The following is a 20,882-nucleotide window of genomic DNA, read 5'->3' on the forward strand; positions in this document are numbered from 1 at the left end:
CCGCGACGTCACGTCGCGGGCAGCCCCAGGGCGGCCGCCAGCCGGGCGCGGTGCCAGGCCGGCGGGCCGAACAGGTGGGCCGAGCCGTGCGCGCGCTTGAAGTAGCGGTGGGCGTCGTGCTCCCAGGTGATGCCGATGCCGCCGTGCAGCTGGATCGTCTCGGCGGCCACCGCCGAGAACGCCTCCGAGCACGCCGACTTGGCGGCGGCCGCCAGGCGGGGCAGCTCGGGGGCGCCCGCGGCGGCCGCGAAGGCCGCGCCGAGCGCGGCCGAGCGCGCCGACTCCACCTGGACGTACGCGTCCGCGAGGCGGTGCTTGACCGCCTGGAACGAGCCGATGGGGCGGCCGAACTGGATCCGCTCGCCCGCGTACGCGAGGGTGAGCTCCAGGCAGCGCGCGGCGGCGCCGACCTGTTCGGCGGCGAGCGCCGTGCAGGCCAGGTCCAGTACGTGCGAGAGCACGCGGGCGCCGTCGCCGTCGCCTCCGACGAGCCGGCCCTCCGCCGCGGTGAGGACGACGCGCGCCTGCGCCCGAGTGGAGTCCATCGTCACGGTCGTCTCGCGGTGCACGCCCGCGCCGTCGCCGGGCACCTCGAAGAGCGAGACGCCCGCGTCCGAGCGGGCCGCCACGAGCAGCACCCCGGCCGCCGCGCCGTCCAGCACGTGCTCCTTGGTGCCGGTGATCCGCCACGTCCCCCCGGGCCCGGGGGCGGCCTCGGCCCGTGGGGCGGACGGATCCCAGGAGCCGTGCTCGGCCCACGCGACGGCTCCCACCACGGCCCCCGAGGCCAGTGACGGCAGCAGCCGCGCGCAGGCGCGGTCGTCGCCGGACGCGAGCAGCGTCCGCGCGGCGAGCACCGCGGAGCCGAGGTACGGCACGGGGCTCAGCTCGCGTCCCAGTTCCTCCATCACGACACCGACCTCCCGGGCCCCGCACCCGGCGCCCCCGTACTCCTCGGGGACGGCGAGCCCCGCGACGCCGACCTGCCGGGTCAACGGCCGCCAGGCCGCCTCCCCCGGGTGGCGGTGGAGCACGGCCCGCACGGCGGACCGCAGTTCTTCCTCTTCCTCCGTCGGCCTCACGCTTCGGCTCCCGTCGTCGTCGGAGGGACGCCGGGCCGGTCGCAGGCCTCGACGACGCGGGCGCGGCAGACCGCCGGGGTGCCCCAGGCGTCGCGGAGGGGCCGCGCCTTGCGGATCCACAGGGCGAGGTCCAGCTCCTCCGTGTAGCCGACGGCTCCGTGCAGCTGGAGGGCGGTGCGGGCGGCGGCGTACGAGGCCTCGCCCGCCGTGACCTTCGCCGCGGCGACCTCGGCGGATGCGCGGTCCGCTCCCCGCGCCAGGGCCAGGGCGGCGGAGTACAGCAGGGGTTGGGCGAACTCCAGGGCGATGAGCGTGTCGGCGAGGCGGTGCTTCACGGCCTGGAAGGAGCCGATGGCGACCCCGAACTGGGTGCGCTGCCGCACGTACGCGACGGTCCGGTCGAGGAGGGCGCGGCCGAGGCCGAGGGACTGGGCCGCGGTGGCCAGGGCGGCGACGTCGGCGGCGTGCGCGGTCGCTGCGGTCACCACCGGGCCGCGCGCGAGGACGGTGCCGCCGAGCGGACGGGCCAGCCGGCGCGCGGGGTCGGCCGAACGCTGGACGGGGCCGGTGGTCTCCGCCAGGCGTACGGCGTCGCCCTCGACGACGAGTACCGCGTCGGCGGCGTCCGGGTCCAGGGCGTAGGGCCCGCCGAGGGCGGGCACGCACAGCGAGACGACCGCCTTGCCGCCGGCGATCTGCGGCAGCAGCGTGGCGGCCCCGGCGTCTCCGAGCCGGTCGAGGAGCGCCGCCGCGGCGACCGTCTCCACCAGCGGTCCCGGCACGGCGTGCCGGCCCAGTTCGGTGAAGGCGACGGTCGTGTCGACCGGCAGGGGGCCGAGGCCGTCGTGCCGTTCCGGTACGGCGAGGGCGAAGACGCCCGCGTCCGCGAGCCGCGTCCAGAGCGCGCGGCCCGGCGCGGTGTCCCCGGCGGCCCAGGCCCGTACGGCGCCGGGGGTGTCGGCGGCCGTGAGCATGGCGTCGAGGGAGCGGGCGAACTCCCGCCGCTCGTCGTCGAGGAGGAACCGCATCACCGGCGTCCCTTCGGGAGGCCGAGCAGCCGCTCGGCGATGATGTCGCGCTGGATCTCGTTGGTGCCGGCGTAGATCGGTCCGGCGAGCGAGAAGGTGTGGCCTTCGGCCCAGCCGCCGTGCGCGGGCGCGTCGGGCGCTTCGTCGGACAGTTCTCCGTACGGTCCGAGGAGGTCGAGGGCGGTCTCGTGGAGCGCGATGTCGAGCTCGGACCAGAAGACCTTGTTGAGGCTGGACTCGGCGCCGATGCCCTCTCCGGCGGCGAGCCGCGAGGCGTTGGCGTAGGTGAACAGCCGGTAGGCGCGGGCGCCGATGACGGCGTCGGCGACCCGGTCGCGCACGGCGGTGTCGGCGGGGTCGGCGTTCTCCCGCCACAGCGCGGTCAGCCTCTCGGCGGCGGCCGTGAACCGGCCGGGGCTGCGCAGGGTCAGTCCCCGCTCGTTGCCCGCGGTGCTCATCGCGACCCGCCAGCCCTGCCCCGGTGCGCCGATCACGTCCTCGTCGGGCACGAAGACGTCGTCGAGGAAGAGCTCGGCGAACGCGGGCTTGCCGTCGAGGCGTCCGATGGGGCGTACGGTGACCCCGTCGGCGTCCAGCGGGAACATCAGGTACGTCAGGCCCTGGTGCGGCCGTCCGGCGTCGGGGTCGCTGCGGAACAGGCCGAAGGCGCGGTCGGCGAAGGCCGCCCGGGACGACCAGGTCTTCTGGCCGTTCAGGAGCCAGCCGCCGTCGGTCCGTTCGGCGGTGGAGCGCAGCGAGGCGAGGTCGGAGCCGGACTCGGGCTCGGACCAGGCCTGGGCCCAGACGACCTCGCCGCTCGCCATGGGCGGCAGGACGCGGGCGCGCTGCTCGTCGGTGCCGTGCTCGAAGAGGGTGGGGGCCAGGAGGTTGATGCCGTTCTGGCCGACCCGGCCGGGTGCGCCGGCCGCGTAGTACTCCTCCTCGAAGACCAGCCACTGGACGATCGAGGCGCCACGGCCGCCGTACTCCTCGGGCCAGGAGACCGCCGACCAGCGTTCCGTGAACAGCGTCCGCTCCCACTCGCGGTGGGCGGCGAACCCCTCCCGCGTCTCCAGGGAGGGCAGGGGTGCGTCGGGCACGTGGGCGGCGAGCCAGGCGCGGGCCTCGGCCCGGAAGGCGTCGTCCGCCGCGGAGAGGTCGAGGTCCATCAGGCTCCCGCCTTCCGGGGGTGGGGGTGCTCCCCGGAATGCCGCAGCATCGCGCGGAGGTCCACGCCGCCCAGCGCGTCGGGGGCGGTCTCGGCGTTGTGCGCGTGTGCGAGGTGGTGCAGTCCGAAGACCGAGTCCATGCCGGTGTGCAGGCCCTGGAGGTCCTCGGCCTGGTTGACGGCGCGCTTGGTCAGGGCGAGGCCCATGCGGGGCATCTCGGCGATCCTGCCCGCCAACTCCATGGTCCGCGCGGTCAGTTCCTCGGTGGGGACGACCCGGTTGACCATGCCGACCTCGTAGGCGCGCCGGGCGTCCATCCGGTCGCCGGTGTAGAGGAACTCCTTGGCGACGCGCGGTGGCATCACCCAGGGGTGGGCGAAGTACTCGACGCCGGGGATGCCCATGCGGACCACGGGGTCGGCGAAGAACGCGTCCTCGGCGGCGACGATGAGGTCGCACACCCACGCGAGCATCAGGCCGCCGGCGACGCAGGCGCCCTGCACGGACGCGACCATCGGCTTGGGCAGTTCGCGCCAGCGCCGGCACATGCCGAGGTAGACCTCGGACTCGCGGGCGAAGCGGCTCTCCGCGCCCCGCTTGTCCGAGTGGTCCCACCAGAGTCCGGCCTTGCGGTCGAACGGGAGGTGGGCGTCGCGCTCGGGGGTGCCGATGTCGTGGCCCGCGGAGAAGTGCTTCCCCGCGCCGGCGAGCACGACGACCTTCACCTCGTCGTCGTCGGCCGCGCGGTAGAAGGCGCGGTCGAGGGCGTACGTCATCGCGGAGTTCTGGGCGTTGCGGTAATCGGGCCGGTCCATCGTGACCACGGCCACCGGGCCTTGGCGTGCGTAGCGGACAGGTTCCGTGGACGCGGTGCGGGCAGCGGACATCCGCCCTCCTTCCCTAACAAGTGTTTGGTAGGTTAACGTACGGCCATGAGCGACGTCGAGGAGTTCCGCAGAGAGGTCCGCGGCTGGCTGCGGTCCCACCTCACGGGCGAGTTCGCCGCCCTGCGCGGCCGCGGCGGCCCCGGACGCGAACACGAGGCACACGCCGAACGCCTCGCCTGGGAGCGGCACATGGCCGCCGAAGGGTGGACCTGCGTCGGCTGGCCCAAGGAGTACGGCGGACGCGGCGCGACCCTCGAACAGCAGGTCGCCTTCCACGAGGAGTACGCCCTCGCCGACGCCCCCGCCCGCGTCGGCCACATCGGCGAACAGCTCCTCGGACCCACCCTCATCGCCTTCGGCACCCCCGCACAGCGCGAGCGGTTCCTCCCGCCGATCGTCGCCGTCGAGGAACTGTGGTGCCAGGGCTACTCGGAACCGGACGCCGGCTCCGACCTGGCCAACGTCAGGACCCGCGCCGAGCGCGACGGCACGGAGTGGACGGTCACCGGACAGAAGGTGTGGACCTCACTCGCGCACGAGGCCGACTGGTGCTTCGTCGTCGCCCGCACCGAACCCGGATCGACCCGCCACCGAGGCCTGTCCTACCTCCTCGTCCCCCTGGACCAGGCCGGTGTGGAGATCAGGCCGATCGTCCAGCTGACCGGCACCTCGGAGTTCAACGAGGTGTTCCTCGACGGGGCCCGCACCCACGCCTCCCACATCGTCGGCGCCCCCGGCGACGGCTGGCGGGTGGCCATGGCCACCCTCGGCTTCGAGAGGGGCGTCTCCACCCTCGGCCAGCAGGTCGGCTTCCGCCGCGAACTGGAGGCCGTCATCGAGCTCGCCAAGCGCAACGGCGCCGCCGCCGACCCGCTGATCCGCGACCGCCTCGCCCGCGCCTGGATCGGCCTGGAGACCATCCGCTTCAACGCCCTCCGCATGCTCGGCGGAGCCGCGGTCGGCGCCCCGGGACCCGAGGCGTCCATCGGGAAGATCTTCTGGGCCACCTGGCACCGGGAACTGGGCGAACTCGCCATGGACGTCTGCGGCGCCGACGGCATGCTCGCCGCCGGCGAGCCCTACGACCTCACCGACTGGCAGCGGCTCTACCTCTTCTCCCGCTCCGACACCATCTACGCCGGTTCCAACGAGATCCAGCGGAACATCATCGCCGAGCGCGTCCTCGGCCTGCCCAAGGAGGTCCGCCCGTGACCACCCCGCACACACCTCCGCCCTACGTACCGGGCCACGGCCTGCTGGCCGGCCGCAGCGCCGTCGTCACCGCCGCGGCCGGCGCCGGCATCGGCGGCGCGACCGCGAGACGACTCCTGGAGGAAGGCGCCCGGGTCGTCCTCTCCGACGCCCACGCCCGCCGGCTCAAGGAGTCCGAGACCGAGCTGGCCCGGGAGTTCGGCGCCGACCGGGTCGCCGCCCTGCCCTGCGACGTCACCGACGAGGCCCAGGTCGGCGCGCTGTTCGACCTCGTCGCCGAGCGCCACGGGCGCCTCGACATCGTCGTCAACAACGCGGGCCTCGGCGGCACGGCCGACCTGGTCGACATGGCCGACGAGCAGTGGGACAAGGTTCTCGACGTCACCCTGAACGGCACCTTCCGCTGCACCCGCGCCGCCCTGCGCCGCATGAGGGCCGCGGGCGCCGGAGGCGTCGTCGTCAACAACGCCTCGGTGGTCGGCTGGCGCGCCCAGAAGGGACAGGCCCACTACGCCGCCGCCAAGGCCGGCGTGATGGCCCTCACCCGCTGCGCCGCCCTCGAAGCAGCCGCGTACGGCGTACGGGTCAACGCCGTCTCCCCGAGCCTCGCCATGCACCCGCACCTGGTGAAGGTCACCACCCCGGAACTACTGGAGGAACTGACCTCCCGGGAGGCCTTCGGACGCTACGCGGAGCCGTGGGAGGTGGCCAACGTGATCGTCTTCCTGGCCAGCGGGTACTCCTCGTACCTCACGGGAGAGGTCCTCTCCGTCAGCAGCCAGCACCCGTGAGACCGGCGCCGGAACGGCGCCGCGAGATCCTGGACACGGCGGCCGAGGTCTTCGCCGCCCAGGGGTACGACGCCACCACCGTCCGCCGCGTCGCCGACGCGGCCGGCCTGCTCGCGGGCAGCCTCTACTACCACTTCGACTCCAAGGAGTCGATGCTCGACGAGATCCTCCGCGCCTTCCTGGACGAACTGTGGGCCCGCTACGACGCCGTGCTCGCCGCGGCGCTCGGCCCCCGCGAGACCCTGGAAGCCCTCGTCACCGAATCGTTCCGGGAGATCGACCGGCACCGCGCCGCCGTCGCCATCTACCAGAAGGAGTCCGGGCACCTGCGCGAGCAGCCGCGCTTCGGCTATCTCGCCGGCTCGCAGCGGAGGTTCGAGGAAGCCTGGCTCAGGACCCTGGAACGCGGCGTGGCCGCCGGGGTCTTCCGCACCGACCTCGACGTCCGGCTCACCTACCGCTTCGTGCGCGACACCGTCTGGGTCGCCGCGTCCTGGTACCGGCCGGGCGGACAGCACAGCCCGGAGGAGATCGCCCGCCAGTACCTGTCGATGGTGCTGGAGGGCGTCGCCCTCCGTGACGGACATCGGACGCACGAAAGCCGTACGAACAAGGAGTGACCATGGCCGAGGCCTACATCGTCGAAGCGGTACGCACCCCGGTCGGCCGACGGAACGGCGGACTGTCCGCCGTCCACCCGGCCGACCTCGGCGCCCATGTGCTGAAGGAGCTGATGGAGCGCGCGGGTGCCGACCCGGCCGCCGTCGAGGACGTCGTCTTCGGCTGCCTCGACACCGTCGGCCCCCAGGCCGGCGACATAGCCCGCACCGCCTGGCTCGCCGCCGGACTGCCCGAGGAGGTGCCCGGCACGACCGTCGACCGGCAGTGCGGCTCCTCCCAGCAGGCCCTGCACTTCGCCGCACAGGGCGTCCTCTCCGGCACCCAGGACCTCGTGGTGGCGGGCGGCGTGCAGAACATGTCGATGATCCCCATCGCCTTCGCCAGCCGACAGGCCGCCGACCCGCTCGGACTGACCGAAGGCCCGTACGCCGGCTCCGCGGGCTGGCGCGCCCGCTACGGCGACCAGCCGGTCAACCAGTTCCACGGCGCCGAACTCATCGCCGCCAAGTGGGGCATCTCCCGGAGCGACATGGAGGAGTTCGCCCTGCGCTCGCACCGGCGGGCCGCCCGCGCCATCGACGAGGGCCGCTTCGACCGGGAGATCGTTCCGTACGGGGACGTCACCACCGACGAGGGCCCGCGCCGCGACACCACCCTGGAGAAGATGGCCGGCCTGAAGCCGCTGGTCGAGGGCGGCCGGCTGACCGCCGCGGTCTCCTCCCAGGTCTCCGACGGGGCCTCGGCCATGCTGATCGCCTCGGAGCGCGCCGTCCGGGAGCACGGTCTGACGCCGCGGGCCCGGGTCCACCACCTCTCGGTGCGCGGCGAGGACCCGATCCGCATGCTGTCGGCGCCGATCCCGGCGACGGCGTACGCGCTGAAGAAGGCCGGGATGACCCTCGACGACATCGACCTCGTGGAGATCAACGAGGCCTTCGCCTCCGTCGTCCTGGCCTGGCTGAAGGAGACGGGCGCCGACCCCGAGAAGGTCAACGTCAACGGCGGCGCCATCGCCCTCGGCCATCCGCTCGGCGCGACCGGCACCAAGCTCACCACCACCCTGCTCCACGAACTGGAGCGCACCGGCGGCCGCTACGGCCTCCAGACCATGTGCGAGGGCGGCGGCCAGGCCAACGTGACGATCATCGAGCGCCTGTGACGCCGTCCGCGCCCCGGGGGCCGAAGAGCCGCCGCCACACCGCGTGATCGGTGCGGGGGCCTCCCGGGGTCTCCGCACCGTACCGCTCGATCTCCGCCTCGATGTCCAGGGGGAGCGTGGGGGAGGTCATCGTCGTCAGCTCCTCGACCACCGCGCCGTCGGGCACCAGCCAGCAGACCTCGAACTCGATGCCGTCCGGGTCGCGGGCGTAGAGGGCTTTGGTGGAGGCGTGGTTGCTCGCCCCCGTCAGGGCCCCGGCCTCCGCGAGCCGCGTCCGCATCCGCCCCAGCTCCGCCAGGGTGTCCACCTCCCACGCCAGGTGGTACAGGCCGACCCGCCCGGCGCGCTGCCCGGAACCCGGCTCGGGGGACTGGAACAGCCCCAGGTCGTGGTCGTTGGCCGACCCCGCCGCCTGGAGGAAGGCCGCCCCCGGGAACGCCTGCGGCAGCGGACGGAATCCGAGGACGTCGCGGTAGAAGGCGAGGCTGCGCTCCAGGTCGGAGACGAAGAGCACGGCGTGGTTCAGCCGCTGGATGGGCATGGCGTGGGTCCGTTTCATGGCGGAGAGCAGGGCAAGGCGAGCATGGCAGAAGCCCGCCGGGGTGCCTTCACCCCGGCGGAACCGTGGGACGCGGTCGATGGAGCGGGGCGGGGTCAGCCGGCGGGAAGGGCGTCGAGTGCGGCCCGCGCCTCGGCCATGAGGCGGTCGACGAGTTCGGCGCACGACGGCAGGTCCTCGATCACCCCCGCGACCTGCCCGGAGGCCATCACGCCGAGGTCCGTCCGGCCGTCCACCATGGACGCCTTGAGCAGCATGGGGGTGTTGGCGGCCAGGATGACCTGGCTCCACGTGAGGTCCTTGCCGTGCTTCATCGCCAGCCCGTCACGGACCATCGCCGCCCAGGTCATGCCGGACTCGCGCCGGAAGGCCGACGCGTGCCGGACGGCCCGCAGCAGCGAGGAGGCCCGGCCCGATCGCTCCAGGGCGTCGACGAGCTCCGTGCGCAGCATCCGGTGCGGCAGACCGTCCACCTTCGTGGTGACGGTGACGTCCTTCACCGTCGCCGCGAGATAGCGGGCCTTCACCGCGTCGGGGACGGTGCTGTCGGAGGTGAGCAGGAAACGCGTGCCCATCCCGATCCCGGCCGCGCCGTAGGCCAGTGCCGCTACCAGGCCGCGCCCGTCGTGGAAGCCGCCGGCCGCGACGACCGGGATGTCCACGGCGTCCACGACCTGCGGGAGCAGCACGGTGGTGGCGACGCTGCCGGTGTGGCCGCCGCCCTCCCCGCCCTGCACGATCACCGCGTCGGCGCCCCACGCCGCGACCTTCTCGGCGTGCCGTCGGGCTCCGACCGAGGGGATGACGACCACCCCCGCGTCCTTGAGCCGCGCGATCAGCTCGCGGGACGGCGCGAGCGCGAAGGAGGCGACCCGCACGCCCTCGTCGACGACGATGCGCACGCGTTCGGCCGCGTCCCCGGCATCCGCCCGCAGATTCACACCGAACGGCGCGTCCGTACGGGACTTGACCTCGCGCACCGCGGACCGGAGCTGTTCGACGGTCATCGTCGCCGACGCCAGGATGCCGAGCGCGCCGGCGTTCGCGGTCGCCGAGACCAGGCGGGGGCCCGCCACCCACCCCATGCCGGTCTGGACGACGGGGTGCCGCACCCCGACGAGTTCGGTGAGACGGGTGGCGATCGTGACGTCGCTCATGCGCGCACCTCGCGGTCGCGCAGCCCCTTCGGGTCGATCTCCTCGCGGATCAGGCGCAGTTCCTCGACGGTCGGCTCGCGGGTGTACGGCACCTCGGCGGGCACGGTCAGCGCGAATCCGGTCGCCTCCGCGACCTGCTCGACGGTGACGCCGGGGTGCAGCGAGCGCAGCCGCATGGTGCGGTCCGGGGTCTCGAAGTCGAAGACCCCCAGGTCGCTGATGACTTCGGGGACGCGGTGGTAGCGGGCCGAGGTCGGGCCGGCCGCGGCGGCCCGGTCGTAACCGACGCCGGACACCATGTCGACCCGCTCGACGAAGACCCGCGCCGAGTGCCTGGGGACCCAGTAACTCGTCGGGTTGTTCAGGGTGTTGACCGGCGCTCCCCGCACGCCGAGGAGCTGTCGCGTCGGCCGCTCCCAGTCGCCCACGCAGCTGATGTTCTGGTTGCCGTACCGGTCGATCTGGCTCGCGCCCATCATCACGTGCCGGCGCCCGGTGGTGACCAGGGCCAGGTGCTGGCGGTACGGCAGCCAGCCCTCCACGACCCGGGGCGCGCCGCCGACGGCGGGCACGTCGGCGCAGAGCAGCGCCTCGCCGTCGGTCAGCAGCAGATCGGGGGAGAACGTGAGCCTCGCGAGGCGGGCGCCGATCATCGGGACGGTGCCCATCGGGCTGGCCAGGACCTCGCCCGCGGCGCGCCACGCCTCGGCGCAGGCGACGACGCAGTACTCGGCCCGCGTCGCCGTCGTGCCAGTGCCAGTGCCAGTGCCGGTGCCGGTGCCGGTGCCGCTCATGCTTCCTCCTCGTGGAACGCCGCGACCGCGGCCTGGTAGGCGTCCTCGTCGCCGGACAGGAACCGGGCGGTGAAGGCCCGCCACTCCTCCGGGTCCTTGGCCGCCTTCGCGTACGCCCGCTGGAAGGCCTCGTCGCGGGCGTAGTCGGGCGCGCAGGAGGTGAAGTGCGCGCCGTTCGGCGTCTCGACGACCCCGTCGACGAACGCCCGCTTGAGCAGCAGCGACTGCGGTCCCGCGTCCTTCAGCAGTTCGGAGGTCTCCACGATCCGCTCGCAGGAGACGTACGCGGTGTCGGCGGCCTCGCAGAACAGGTCGTCGAAGTACGGGTCGGGGCCCAGGTACTGGCCGTTGCCGTGCGCGTCGGCGCGGTTGAGGTGGACCAGCGCGGCGTCCAGGCGCAGCGCGGGCACGGCGACGAGCTCCTCGCGGTCCCCGTACGGAGACGTGACCGTCCGCAGCGACGGGTTGACGCTCATCACGTCCGAGGCGATCCCGGCCCGGATGGGCATGAAGGGCAGCCGGTGCACGGCGGCGGTGAGCCCCCACATGACCATGGCCTCGTCCAGCTCCATCAGCTCGAAGTCGCCGCGCTGCCGGGCCGCGCAGAAGTGCGGCTCCAGGGGCACGGAGTCGAGCGTGGCGAACGCCGCGACCAGCTTGCGGATCTTCCCGGCCGCGGCGAGGAGCCCGACGTCCGGGCCGCCGTACGAGACCACGGTCAGATCGGTGACGTCCGACCGCAGCAGCGCCCGCACCAGTGCCATCGGCTTGCGCCGGGATCCCCAGCCGCCGATGCCGATCGTCATCCCGCTCCGGAGCCGGCCCACGACCTCCTCGGCGGTCATCGTCTTGTCCCTGCTCATGACTGCTGCTCCTCGTCCGTGTCGGAGGTGACGCCCTCGCGGGCCGTGAAACCGCTCCGGCCGACCGCGCCGCTGCCGTCGACCGTGCCGCTCTCGCCGCTCTTGCCGACCGCACCGTCCTTTCCGACCGCGCCGTCCTTGCCGAACGCGTCGCGGACCCGGTCGGCGACGCCGCTGAGGTTGGCCTCGAAGGTGAAGCCCTGCTCGAAGCGGTAGCTGCGGCGGACGTCCACCGGATCGATGCCGTTGATCGCCGCCTTGGCGAGCCGGATCAGCTGTCCGTCCTTGGCGGCGATCTCCCGGGCCAGCTCCAGCGCCGCGTCGAGCAGCCGTTCGCGCGGGACGACCCGCCAGACCGAGCCGTGCCGGTGCAGTTCCTCGGCGGTGACCGTGCGCGAGGTGTAGTACAGGGCCCGCATCAACTGCTGGGGGACCAGCCGGGCCAGGTGCGTGGCCGCGCCGAGCGCGCCGCGGTCCAGCTCGGGCAGGCCGAAGGTGGCGTCGTCGGACGCGACGACCACGTCGGCGTTGCCGACCAGGCCGATGCCGCCGCCGAGGCAGAAGCCGTGCACGGCGGCGATCACCGGCACCTCGCAGTCGTAGACGGCGGCGAAGGCCTCGTAGCAGCCGCGGTTGGCGCCCAGGAGGGCGTCGTGCCCGGCCGTGCGCTGGATCTCCTTGATGTCGACCCCGGCGTTGAAGCCGCGGCCCTCCGCGGTGAGCACGACGCAGCGCACCTCGGGATCGGCTCCCGCGGCGCGCACCGCCGCGGCGAGGTCGTACCAGCCCCGTACGGGCAGGGCGTTGACCGGTGGGAAGTCGACGGTGACGACGGCGATGCCCTTGTCCGGGGCGGAGGTGGAGACACCCATGACCAGATCAGCTACCTTTCCACCAAACGTTTGTTAGGTGGAAGATAGCAGCGGTTCGCGCGCTGCGGGAGGTGTCCATTGGCAGTCACCATCGATCTGTCGGGATCCGTCGCCGTCGTCACCGGCGGCACACGGGGCGTCGGCGCCGGGATCACCACAGCCCTGCTCGAAGCCGGCGCGGAGGTCGTCACCTGCGCCCGAAGGCCCCCCGACCAACCCATCGAGGCAGCCGGTCGCACCGCCCGCTTCCTCCCCGTCGACCTCCGCGACCCCGCCGCCGTCGCCGACTTCTTCGACCGCGTCCGCGACGACCACGGAAGACTGGACCTCCTGGTCAACAACGCCGGAGGAACACCCTTCCGCATGCTCGCCGAAGGCGGAGCCGCACAACAGGCCAGGGTCGTCGAACTGAACCTCGTCGCCCCCCTCACCGCCTCCCTCGCCGCGTACGAGGTGATGCGGCATCAACCCGGGGGAGGAGCCGTCATCATGATCGGCAGCGTCAGCGGCACCCGCCCCTCACCCGGCAGCGCCGCCTACGGAGCCGCCAAAGCGGGCCTGGACAACCTCGCCCGCACCATGGCCGTGGAATGGGCGCCCCGCGTACGCGTCAACACGCTCGTCCTCGGCATGGTCCGCACCGAACTGTCCCACCTCCACTACGGCGACGAGGACGGCATCGCCGCCGTCGCCCGCACCGTGCCGCTCGACCGGCTCGCCGAACCCTCCGACATCGGCGACGCCTGCGTCTTCCTCGCCTCCGACCACGCCGCCTACATCACCGGCGCCAGCCTGCTCGTCCACGGAGGCGGCGAACGCCCCGCCTTCCTGGACGCCGCAACGGTCAACCGCTGAACCCGCCACCCACCGAACCCACCACCCGCCCGAAAGGCACCCACCATGACAGGACTCTGCACCGGACGCGTCGTCATCGTCACCGGAGCCGGCCGCGGACTCGGCCGCGCACACGCCCTCGCCTTCGCCGCCGAGGGCGCCAAGGTCGTCGTCAACGACCTCGGCGTCGGCCTCGACGGCACCGGAAGCGGCACGGGACCCGCCCAGCAGGTCGTCGACGAGATCACCGCCTCCGGCGGCGAAGCCGTCGCCCACGGCGCCGACATCGCCACCACCGACGGCGCCGCCTCCCTCATCGCCACGGCCCTCGACACCTTCGGCCGCCTCGACACCCTCGTCAACAACGCCGGCTTCCTCCGCGACCGCATGCTCGTCAACCTCGACGAGGACGACTGGGACGCCGTCATGCGCGTCCACCTCAAAGGCCACTTCCTCCCCCTCAAGCACGCCACCGCCCACTGGCGCGCGGAAACCAAAGCGGGACGCACCCCCGAGGCACGCGTGATCAACACCAGCTCCGGCGCCGGCCTCCTCGGCAGCGTCGGCCAGGGCAACTACTCCGCCGCCAAAGCCGGCATCATCGGCCTCACCCTCGTCGCCGCCGCCGAAACCGCCCGCTACGGCGTCCAGATCAACGCCATCGCCCCCGCCGCCCGCACCCGCATGACCGAACGCACCTTCGCCGACACCATGGCCGCCCCCACCGGCGACGCCTTCGACGCCATGGCCCCCGAGAACGTCTCCCCCCTCGTCGTCTGGCTCGGCTCCACCGCCTCCGCCGGCGTCACCGGCCGCGTCTTCGAGACCGAAGCCGGCCGCATCACCGTCATGCACGGCTGGCGCCCCGGCCCCACCGCCGACAAAGGCGCCCGCTGGACCCCCACCGAAGCCGGCGAAGCCACCCTCGAACTCCTCGCCGCCTCCGAACCCCCCCACCCCGCCTACGGCACCCACTGACCCCTCTCCCACCCCCGTCCCCACCCTGCGGGCCCGCGCCCTCTCCTACGGCCCGCGCGCCTTGCCTGGCGGGCCCGCACCCCACCTGGGCGCCCGCGCCCTGCGTTGCGAGCCCGCGCCTCGCCCGTTGTGGGCAATCGTTCCGCTGGGGCGGAACGGGTGGGCACAACGGACGGCGCCCCCTGCCGGGCCTAGGCTTCCGCGCCTGAACCCGCACACCGTTGTGCGACGCCGTATGGGTGCGGGTAGGTGCAAGGGGGCGAGGCGCTGCCGAGGGCGCCGTCCCGTATGCCCACCCGTCCCGCCCTGCGGGACGATTGCCCACACGGGGGTGGGCGGCGGCCGCCAGACACGCGGGCGCGGGCGGCGGCAGGCACAGCCCCCACGAGGCGTGGGCGGGGACGGTGGCGGGCGCGGCCCGTACGAGGCGGGTGGTGCGGGCCGGGCCCACCCGCCGGCAGGCGGAGCCCGCGGTCCCGACCTCCACTCGCCACCCCGCACCGCCCCCTTTCCCGCTCACCGGGAACGCGCGCTCCCGGCTACCCCCGCCCCCCACCTAGCCTCGCCGAACAACCCGAACCCCCAACCCCCAACCCCCAACCCCAACCCCAGGAGGCACCGTCATGCTCACCGACCGTCAACGAGGAGAGGCGGCCGAGCTTCTGCGCTCCGCAGAGCACGCCGTGCGGCCGATCGCCCCGCTGAGCGAGGTGTTCCCCGGGATCGATGCGGAGGACGCGTACGAGATACAGCTGGTGAATGTCCGGCGCAGGGTGGCGGCGGGGGAGGAGGTGCGGGGGCACAAGGTCGGGCTGGCGTCGGTGGTGATGCAGCGGTTGATGGGGGTGGGGGAGCCGGACTACGGGCATCTGCTCGGGGGCATGGAGCTGCGGCAGGAGGTGCCGGTCAGGGCTGCGCGGTTCTGTCAGCCGCGCGTCGAGGTCGAGGTCGGGTTCGTGCTGGGTGGGGATCTTCCGGGGGAGGGGTGTACGCCGGCGGACGTGCTGGCGGCGACGGAACGTGTGGTGCCGGCACTGGAGTTGATCGACAGCAGGATCCGGGACTGGCGGATCGGCATCGCCGACACGATCGCGGACAACGCGTCGTCCGCCGGATACGTGATCGGCGAGGGCCGGGACCCGCGGGAGCTCGACCTGAGGGCGATCGACGCCCGGCTGACCGGTGGTGGCGGGGAGCTTCTCGCGGAGGGCCGGAGTGACGCCGTGCTCGGTGACCCGACGCGTTCCGTGGCGTGGCTGGCCCGTACGGTCGCGCGGTTCGGCGTGGCTTTGAGGAAGGGCCATGTGGTGCTGCCGGGTTCGTGCACGCGGGCCGTCGACGTGGCGGCCGGGGGGACGTTCACCGCCGAGTTCACCGGGCTGGGCCCGGTCTCGCTCTCGTTCATCTGAGGTGATGATGACCATGAAGTCAAAGGCGACCGCGGCGATCGTCGGGTCCGGAAACATCGGCACCGACCTGCTGTACAAGCTGCTGCGTTCCGAGCACGTCGAGCCCCGCTGGATGATCGGCGTCGACCCCGAGAGCGAAGGGCTCGCCCGCGCCTCCCGGGCGGGCCTGGAGGCCAGTCACGAAGGCGTCGACCGGCTGCTCGCCCAGGACGAGAAGCCCGACATCGTCTTCGAGGCGACCAGCGCGTACGTCCACCGGGCCAACGCCCCGCGCTACGCGGAACTCGGCATCAAGGCGGTCGACCTGACGCCGGCGGCCGTGGGCCCCGCCGTCGTGCCGCCCGCGAATCTCCGCGAGCACCTCGACCGACCCAACGTCAACATGATCACCTGTGGCGGGCAGGCCACCATCCCCATGGTGTACGCGGTCTCGCGGGTCGTCCCCGTGGCGTACGCGGAGATCGTCGCCTCGGTGGCGTCCGTGTCGGCCGGACCCGGGACCCGCGCGAACATCGACGAGTTCACCCGCACCACCTCGCGCGGCATCGAGACCATCGGCGGCGCGGCACGCGGCAAGGCCATCATCATCCTGAACCCGGCCGAGCCGCCCGTCATCATGCGGGACACCGTGTTCTGCGCGATCCCCGAAGACGCCGACCGGGCCGCCATCGCCCTCTCCGTCAAGGAGGTCGCGGACCAGGTCGCCGCGTACGTGCCCGGCTACCGACTGCGCGCCGAGCCGCAGTTCGACGACCCGAGCCCCGAGAACGGCGGGATGGCGCGGGTCGCGATCTTCCTGGAGGTGGAGGGCGCGGGCGACTACCTGCCGCCCTACGCCGGAAACCTCGACATCATGACCGCCGCCGCCACCAAGGTCGGCGAGGAGTTCGCCAAGGCGATCCTCGCCCCGGGCGCGTAAGGAGCACGTTGCCATGCCCTACTCGGACACGCTCGACATCCGGATCACCGACTCGTCGCTCCGTGACGGGTCCCATGCCAAGCGGCACCGGTTCACCACGGACGACGTACGGTCCGTCGTCGCGGCCCTCGACGACGCCGGTGTCCCGGTGATCGAGGTGTCGCACGGCGACGGGCTCGGTGGGTCCTCGTTCAACTACGGCTTCTCCGCGACACCGGAGCAGGAGCTGATCAAGGTCGCGGTGGAGACCGCGCGGCGGGCGAGGATCGCCTTCCTGATGCTGCCCGGGCTCGGCGTCAAGGACGACATCCGGGCCGCCCACGACAACGGGGCGGGCATCTGCCGCATCGCCACCCACTGCACCGAGGCGGACATCGCGGACCAGCACTTCGGGCTCGCCCGGGAGAGGGGCCTTGAGACCGTCGGATTCCTGATGATGGCCCACTCCACGACACCCGAGGAGCTGGCGCGGCAGGGCCGTGTCATGGCCGACGCGGGCTGCCAGTGCGTGTACGTGGTCGACTCCGCCGGAGCCATGGTCATGGACGACGTCACCGCCCGCGTCGAGGCCCTGGTGTCCGAGCTCGGCGACGACGCGCAGGTCGGCTTCCACGGACACGAGAACCTGGCCCTCGGCACCGGCAACTCCATCGCCGCGATCAGGGCCGGGGCCCTGCAGATCGACGGATCGACCCGCCGGCTCGGCGCGGGCGCGGGCAACACCGCCGTCGAGGCGCTCGTCGCCGTCTGCGCCAAGATGGGCATCCGTACCGGCGTCGACGTGCTGAGGATCATCGACGCGGCCGAGGACGTGGTCCGCCCCGTCATGGACGACGAGTGCCGGCTCGACCGGCTCGCCCTGCTCATGGGCCACGCCGGCGTCTACTCCAGCTTCCTCAAGCACGCCTACCGGCAGGCCGAGCGCTACGGCGTCTCCGGCGCCGAGATCCTCCTGCGCGCGGGCGAACGCCGCCTGGTCGGCGGCCAGGAGGACCAGCTCATCGACATCGCCGTCGAACTCGCCGCACGGCACTGAACCGACAGAATCCAGGAGGGACGAGATGACTGCTCTCAACGACGAGGTCCGGGTCATCGAGACCGGCCGGCCGCCGGCGCGCTTCGCCCGGGGCTGGCACTGCCTCGGCCTCGCCGACGGCTTCAAGGACGGAGAGCCGCACGAGATCGAGGCCTTCGGCACCAAGCTGGTGGTCTTCCAGGGGCAGGACGACGGGACCCTCCACGTCCTGAACGCCTACTGCCCCCACATGGGCGGCAACCTCGCCCAGGGCACGGTCAAGGGCGACGCCGTCGCCTGCCCCTTCCACGACTGGCGCTGGTCGGGCGACGGCCGCTGCGCCGGCATCCCGTACGCCCGCCGGGTCCCCCCGCGGGCCAGGACCCGCGCCTGGATCTCCCTGGAGCGGAACCGGCAGCTCTTCGTCTGGCACGACCCGGAGGGCAACCCGCCGCCCCCCGAGGTGACCGTTCCCGAGATCGCGGGCGTCCACGGCCCCGACGCCGACCAGTGGAGCGACTGGACCTGGAAGACGCTCCGGGTCGAGGGCGCCAACTGCCGCGAGATCGTGGACAACGTCGTCGACATGGCGCACTTCTACTACGTCCACTACGCGTTCCCGGAGTACTTCAAGAACGTCTTCGACGGCCACGTCGCCACCCAGTACATGGAGAGCAGCCCCCGCGGGGACATGGAACTCGGCACCCTCAGCTCGGGCCGCCTGCGCTCCGACGCCTCCTACTTCGGCCCCTCCTACATGATCGACCGGCTCTACAGCGACGTCGGCGGCGGCGCGGAGATGGAGATCGTCCTCATCAACTGCCACTACCCGATCGACGAGAACAGCTTCCTGCTCCAGTACGGGGCGATCGTGAAGCGGCTGCCAGGGATGACGGACGAGCAGGCCGCGGAGGCCGCGCGCCTCACCGCGGAGGGCGCCACCGTCGGCTTCGAGCAGGACGTGGAGATCTGGCGGAACAAGACCCGCATCGACAACCCCCTCCTCACCGAGGAGGACGGCCCGGTCTACCAACTGCGCCGTTGGTACGAGCAGTTCTACGTCGACGTCGCCGACGTCAAGGACGAGATGACCCGCCGCTTCGAGTTCGAGATCGACACCCTGCGCGCCAACACGGCATGGCGCGCCGAGGTCGAGGAGAACCTCGCGCGCCGCGCGGCGGAGACGGAAGCCGGAGCCTGACGTGCGAGCGGTGGAGTGCGCGGCCTGCGGCAACCAGGTCCTGTGCGAGAAGTTCAGCGTCGCCCACACCTCCGTGCAGTGGACGGCCGACGCGGCCGTCGCCTGCGCGGAGTTCCGCGACCGGGTGCGCCCCGGCGTGACCACCGCCCGGATGCGCACCTGCCGGGCCCTGCGCGCGAGCATCGACCGCGCGGTCGCGGACGGGACCCTCACGCTCGGCACCCTCGACCCCGGCTCCTCGGAGGACTCATCGGGACACGGCACCCAGGGAGCCGCCAATCCGGGCCCGGGGCACGGCGTCCAGGGAGTCGGCACCCCGGGGTACGACATTCAGGGAGCCGACAACCCGCGCGCCGGCGCCCAGGGGCTCGGCATCCCGCGTGCCGGCACCCAGGGACTCGGCACTCCGGGCGCCGACACCCCGGAGGCCGTCGATGCCTGAGCCCACGACCGGGGCCCGCGCCCACCGGCTGCGCGTCGTCGAGGTCATCGCCGAGACGGCCGACGCGCACTCCCTGGTGCTCCAGCCGCCACCGGAGAGCGTGCACCGCTTCGCGTACCGCCCCGGGCAGTTCCTCACGTTGAAGCTGCCCGGCGCGGACGGCAGGCCGGCGGCCCGCTGCTACTCCCTCGCCAGTTCGCCCCACACGGGGGAGCCCCTGAGGATCACCGTCAAACGGGTCGCCGGCGGGTACGGGTCCAACTGGGTCTGCGACCGGCTTGCTGCCGGGGACGAGCTGGAGGTGCTGCCGCCGGCGGGCACCTTCACCCCGGACTCCCTCGACGGCGACCTGCTGCTCGTCGCGGGCGGGAGCGGCATCACCCCGGTCCTCTCGATCGCCAAGTCCGCCCTGACCGCGGGCCGCGCCAGGGTGGTGCTGCTGTACGCCAACCGCGACGAGTCCTCGGTGGTCTTCCGGGACGAACTGAGGGCGCTGGCCCAGGACCACCCGCACCGGCTGCTCGTGGTCCACTGGCTGGAGTCCCTCCAGGGACTGCCCTCGGTGGACCGGCTGGCCGCCGCGCTGGCGCCGTACGCCGACCGCGAGGCGTTCGTGTGCGGCCCGCAGCCGCTCATGGACGCCGTCGAACAGGCCCTGCGCACGCTGGGCGCGCCCGGTGACCGGATCCACCGGGAACGGTTCTTCTCCCTGGGCGCCGACGTCTTCGCCGCTCCGGCGGTGCCGTCGGCCACGGCGGCCTCCGTCGGCGGGGGCACCGCCGAGGTCGGTGGCGGCACGGCCGAGGTCGAGCTCGACGGCGAGACGCACACCCTCGCCTGGCCCCCGACGGCACTCCTGCTCGACGTGCTCCTGGCCGCGGGCGTGGACGCCCCGTACTCCTGCCGCGAGGGCGCCTGCAGCGCCTGCACCTGCCGGGTCGTGGCAGGCGAGGTCGAGATGCTCCGCAACGACGTCCTGGACGACCGGGACGTCGCCGACGGGTACGTCCTGGCCTGCCAGGCCCTGCCCCTCACCGACCGGGTCGAGATCACCTACTCCTGACGAGGAACCCACCATGCCCCGAACCTGCCTGGTCACCGGAGCCGCCTCCGGCATCGGCAAGGCCACCGCCGCCCTCCTGCGCCGGCGCGGCCACACCGTCATCGGCGCCGACCTCGCCGAGGGCGACATCCGCGCCGACCTGTCCACCGCCGAGGGCCGGACCGAACTCGTCGTCCGGGCCCGCGAGCTGACCGGCGGGCGCCTCGACGCGGTCGTCTCCTGCGCCGGCATCGCCCACTTCGATCCGCTCACGGTCCGCGTCAACCACTTCGGCGCCGTCGCCACCCTCGACGGCCTGCGCCCGCTTCTCGCGGCCGGCACCGATCCCCGGGCGGTGGTCGTCGGATCCGTCGACTCCGTCCACCCGACCGACCCCGCGATCGTGGACGCCGCGCTCGCCGGGGACGAGGACGCGGCGACAGCTGCCGCACGCGCGGCCGTCGACCGCGGCGAGGGGCACCTCGTCTACTCCTCCTCCAAGGCGTCGATCTCGCGCTGGGTCCGCCGCGCCGCGCCGACCGACGCGTGGGCCGGTGCGGGCGTCCCGCTGAACGCCGTGGCGCCGGGCGTGGTCGTCACGCCCCTCACCCGGCCCCTGCTCGACGACCCGGAGATGCGGGGACTCGTCGAGCGGAGCGTCCCGATGCCGCTGCACGGCCATGCCCGTCCCGAGCAGATCGCCCCGCTGATCGCCTGGCTGGCCTCGCCCGAGAACACCCTGGTGACCGGCCAGGTCGTCTTCGCCGACGGCGGCGCCGACGCGGTCCTCCGCGGCGACCGCACCTGGTGACGAACGTACGAACAGGGGAGGGGCGGCGGACCTGACC

At 73.3% G+C, this 20,882-nt stretch carries 22 protein-coding genes; 13 read left to right on the forward strand and 9 right to left on the reverse strand.

Annotated elements, in window-relative coordinates:
• Positions 1-8 precede the first annotated feature (8 nt).
• Genes ACFCY7_RS17285 through ACFCY7_RS17300 form a run of 4 tightly spaced genes read right to left on the reverse strand, consistent with a single transcriptional unit; the run spans position 9 to position 4,166 of the window.
• On the reverse strand, positions 9-1,082 hold the full coding sequence (locus ACFCY7_RS17285; protein WP_376485758.1) for an acyl-CoA dehydrogenase family protein: 1,074 nt from the start codon (positions 1,080-1,082) through the stop codon (positions 9-11).
• Positions 1,079-2,110: an acyl-CoA dehydrogenase family protein gene (locus ACFCY7_RS17290; RefSeq protein WP_376485812.1), complete on the reverse strand. Its 1,032-nt coding sequence runs from the start codon at positions 2,108-2,110 to the stop codon at positions 1,079-1,081. The genes ACFCY7_RS17285 and ACFCY7_RS17290 overlap by 4 nt, the downstream gene beginning before the upstream one ends.
• Positions 2,110-3,279 (reverse strand): acyl-CoA dehydrogenase family protein, encoded by a 1,170-nt coding sequence (locus tag ACFCY7_RS17295; protein WP_376485761.1) that lies wholly within the window; start codon positions 3,277-3,279, stop codon positions 2,110-2,112. The genes ACFCY7_RS17290 and ACFCY7_RS17295 overlap by 1 nt, the downstream gene beginning before the upstream one ends.
• Positions 3,279-4,166 carry an enoyl-CoA hydratase gene (locus tag ACFCY7_RS17300; RefSeq protein WP_376485764.1) on the reverse strand — a complete coding sequence of 296 codons (888 nt, stop codon included), beginning with the start codon at positions 4,164-4,166 and terminating at the stop codon, positions 3,279-3,281. The genes ACFCY7_RS17295 and ACFCY7_RS17300 overlap by 1 nt, the downstream gene beginning before the upstream one ends.
• A 45-nt stretch (positions 4,167-4,211) precedes the next feature.
• On the opposite strand from ACFCY7_RS17300, the gene ACFCY7_RS17305 reads away from it, so the two are divergent.
• From ACFCY7_RS17305 to ACFCY7_RS17320, 4 genes are read left to right on the forward strand one after another with little or no spacing between them, the layout of a single operon-like run.
• Entirely contained in the window at positions 4,212-5,378 is a 1,167-nt protein-coding gene (locus ACFCY7_RS17305; protein ID WP_376485767.1) for an acyl-CoA dehydrogenase family protein, read from the forward strand.
• A complete protein-coding gene (locus ACFCY7_RS17310; protein ID WP_376485769.1) occupies positions 5,375-6,169 on the forward strand; it encodes an SDR family oxidoreductase in 795 nt (264 codons plus the stop codon). The genes ACFCY7_RS17305 and ACFCY7_RS17310 overlap by 4 nt, the downstream gene beginning before the upstream one ends.
• Positions 6,166-6,789, forward strand: coding sequence for a TetR/AcrR family transcriptional regulator (locus tag ACFCY7_RS17315; RefSeq protein ID WP_376485771.1), 624 nt, complete (start codon positions 6,166-6,168; stop codon positions 6,787-6,789). The genes ACFCY7_RS17310 and ACFCY7_RS17315 overlap by 4 nt, the downstream gene beginning before the upstream one ends.
• Positions 6,790-6,791: 2 nt before the next feature.
• Entirely contained in the window at positions 6,792-7,949 is a 1,158-nt protein-coding gene (locus ACFCY7_RS17320) for an acetyl-CoA C-acetyltransferase (protein ID WP_376485773.1), read from the forward strand.
• On the opposite strand, the gene ACFCY7_RS17325 is transcribed toward ACFCY7_RS17320, so the two are convergent.
• From ACFCY7_RS17325 to ACFCY7_RS17345, 5 genes are all read right to left on the reverse strand, one after another.
• A complete protein-coding gene (locus ACFCY7_RS17325) occupies positions 7,933-8,508 on the reverse strand; it encodes a VOC family protein (protein WP_376485776.1) in 576 nt (191 codons plus the stop codon). The genes ACFCY7_RS17320 and ACFCY7_RS17325 overlap by 17 nt on opposite strands.
• A 95-nt stretch (positions 8,509-8,603) precedes the next feature.
• Positions 8,604-9,665, reverse strand: coding sequence for an NAD(P)H-dependent flavin oxidoreductase (locus tag ACFCY7_RS17330; protein WP_376485779.1), 1,062 nt, complete (start codon positions 9,663-9,665; stop codon positions 8,604-8,606).
• Positions 9,662-10,459, reverse strand: coding sequence for a CoA-transferase subunit beta (locus ACFCY7_RS17335; RefSeq protein WP_376485782.1), 798 nt, complete (start codon positions 10,457-10,459; stop codon positions 9,662-9,664). Before ACFCY7_RS17335 ends, ACFCY7_RS17330 begins: the two co-directional genes overlap by 4 nt.
• The gene (locus ACFCY7_RS17340) at positions 10,456-11,322 is read right to left on the reverse strand and encodes a CoA transferase subunit A (RefSeq protein WP_376485784.1); all 867 of its coding nucleotides are present in this window, start codon (positions 11,320-11,322) and stop codon (positions 10,456-10,458) included. The genes ACFCY7_RS17335 and ACFCY7_RS17340 overlap by 4 nt, the downstream gene beginning before the upstream one ends.
• Positions 11,319-12,194, reverse strand: a complete 876-nt coding sequence (locus ACFCY7_RS17345) for an enoyl-CoA hydratase family protein (RefSeq protein ID WP_376485786.1) — start codon at positions 12,192-12,194, stop codon at positions 11,319-11,321. The genes ACFCY7_RS17340 and ACFCY7_RS17345 overlap by 4 nt, the downstream gene beginning before the upstream one ends.
• 78 nt (positions 12,195-12,272) lie before the next feature.
• Between ACFCY7_RS17345 and ACFCY7_RS17350 the strand changes: the two genes are divergently transcribed.
• From ACFCY7_RS17350 to ACFCY7_RS17390, 9 genes are all read left to right on the forward strand, one after another.
• Positions 12,273-13,049, forward strand: a complete 777-nt coding sequence (locus ACFCY7_RS17350) for an SDR family oxidoreductase (protein ID WP_376485788.1) — start codon at positions 12,273-12,275, stop codon at positions 13,047-13,049.
• A 45-nt stretch (positions 13,050-13,094) separates the two neighbouring features.
• On the forward strand, positions 13,095-14,006 hold the full coding sequence (locus tag ACFCY7_RS17355; protein ID WP_376485790.1) for an SDR family oxidoreductase: 912 nt from the start codon (positions 13,095-13,097) through the stop codon (positions 14,004-14,006).
• A gap of 623 nt (positions 14,007-14,629) precedes the next feature.
• A complete protein-coding gene (locus ACFCY7_RS17360) occupies positions 14,630-15,415 on the forward strand; it encodes a 2-keto-4-pentenoate hydratase (RefSeq protein ID WP_376485793.1) in 786 nt (261 codons plus the stop codon).
• 7 nt (positions 15,416-15,422) lie between these two features.
• Positions 15,423-16,334: an acetaldehyde dehydrogenase (acetylating) gene (locus ACFCY7_RS17365; RefSeq protein ID WP_376485796.1), complete on the forward strand. Its 912-nt coding sequence runs from the start codon at positions 15,423-15,425 to the stop codon at positions 16,332-16,334.
• Between the two features lie 13 nt (positions 16,335-16,347).
• Positions 16,348-17,370, forward strand: a complete 1,023-nt coding sequence (gene dmpG / locus ACFCY7_RS17370; RefSeq protein ID WP_376485799.1) for a 4-hydroxy-2-oxovalerate aldolase — start codon at positions 16,348-16,350, stop codon at positions 17,368-17,370.
• Between the two features lie 25 nt (positions 17,371-17,395).
• Positions 17,396-18,550: a Rieske 2Fe-2S domain-containing protein gene (locus ACFCY7_RS17375; protein ID WP_376485802.1), complete on the forward strand. Its 1,155-nt coding sequence runs from the start codon at positions 17,396-17,398 to the stop codon at positions 18,548-18,550.
• 1 nt (position 18,551) lies between these two features.
• On the forward strand, positions 18,552-18,992 hold the full coding sequence (locus tag ACFCY7_RS17380) for a hypothetical protein (protein WP_376485804.1): 441 nt from the start codon (positions 18,552-18,554) through the stop codon (positions 18,990-18,992).
• Positions 18,985-20,055, forward strand: a complete 1,071-nt coding sequence (locus tag ACFCY7_RS17385; protein ID WP_376485806.1) for a 2Fe-2S iron-sulfur cluster-binding protein — start codon at positions 18,985-18,987, stop codon at positions 20,053-20,055. Before ACFCY7_RS17380 ends, ACFCY7_RS17385 begins: the two co-directional genes overlap by 8 nt.
• 13 nt (positions 20,056-20,068) lie before the next feature.
• Positions 20,069-20,845 (forward strand): SDR family oxidoreductase, encoded by a 777-nt coding sequence (locus ACFCY7_RS17390; RefSeq protein ID WP_376485809.1) that lies wholly within the window; start codon positions 20,069-20,071, stop codon positions 20,843-20,845.
• The last annotated feature ends 37 nt before the right edge of the window (positions 20,846-20,882 follow it).

Origin of the sequence: Streptomyces sp. NPDC056361 (assembly GCF_042262805.1) — a bacterium.
GTDB lineage: Bacteria > Actinomycetota > Actinomycetes > Streptomycetales > Streptomycetaceae > Streptomyces.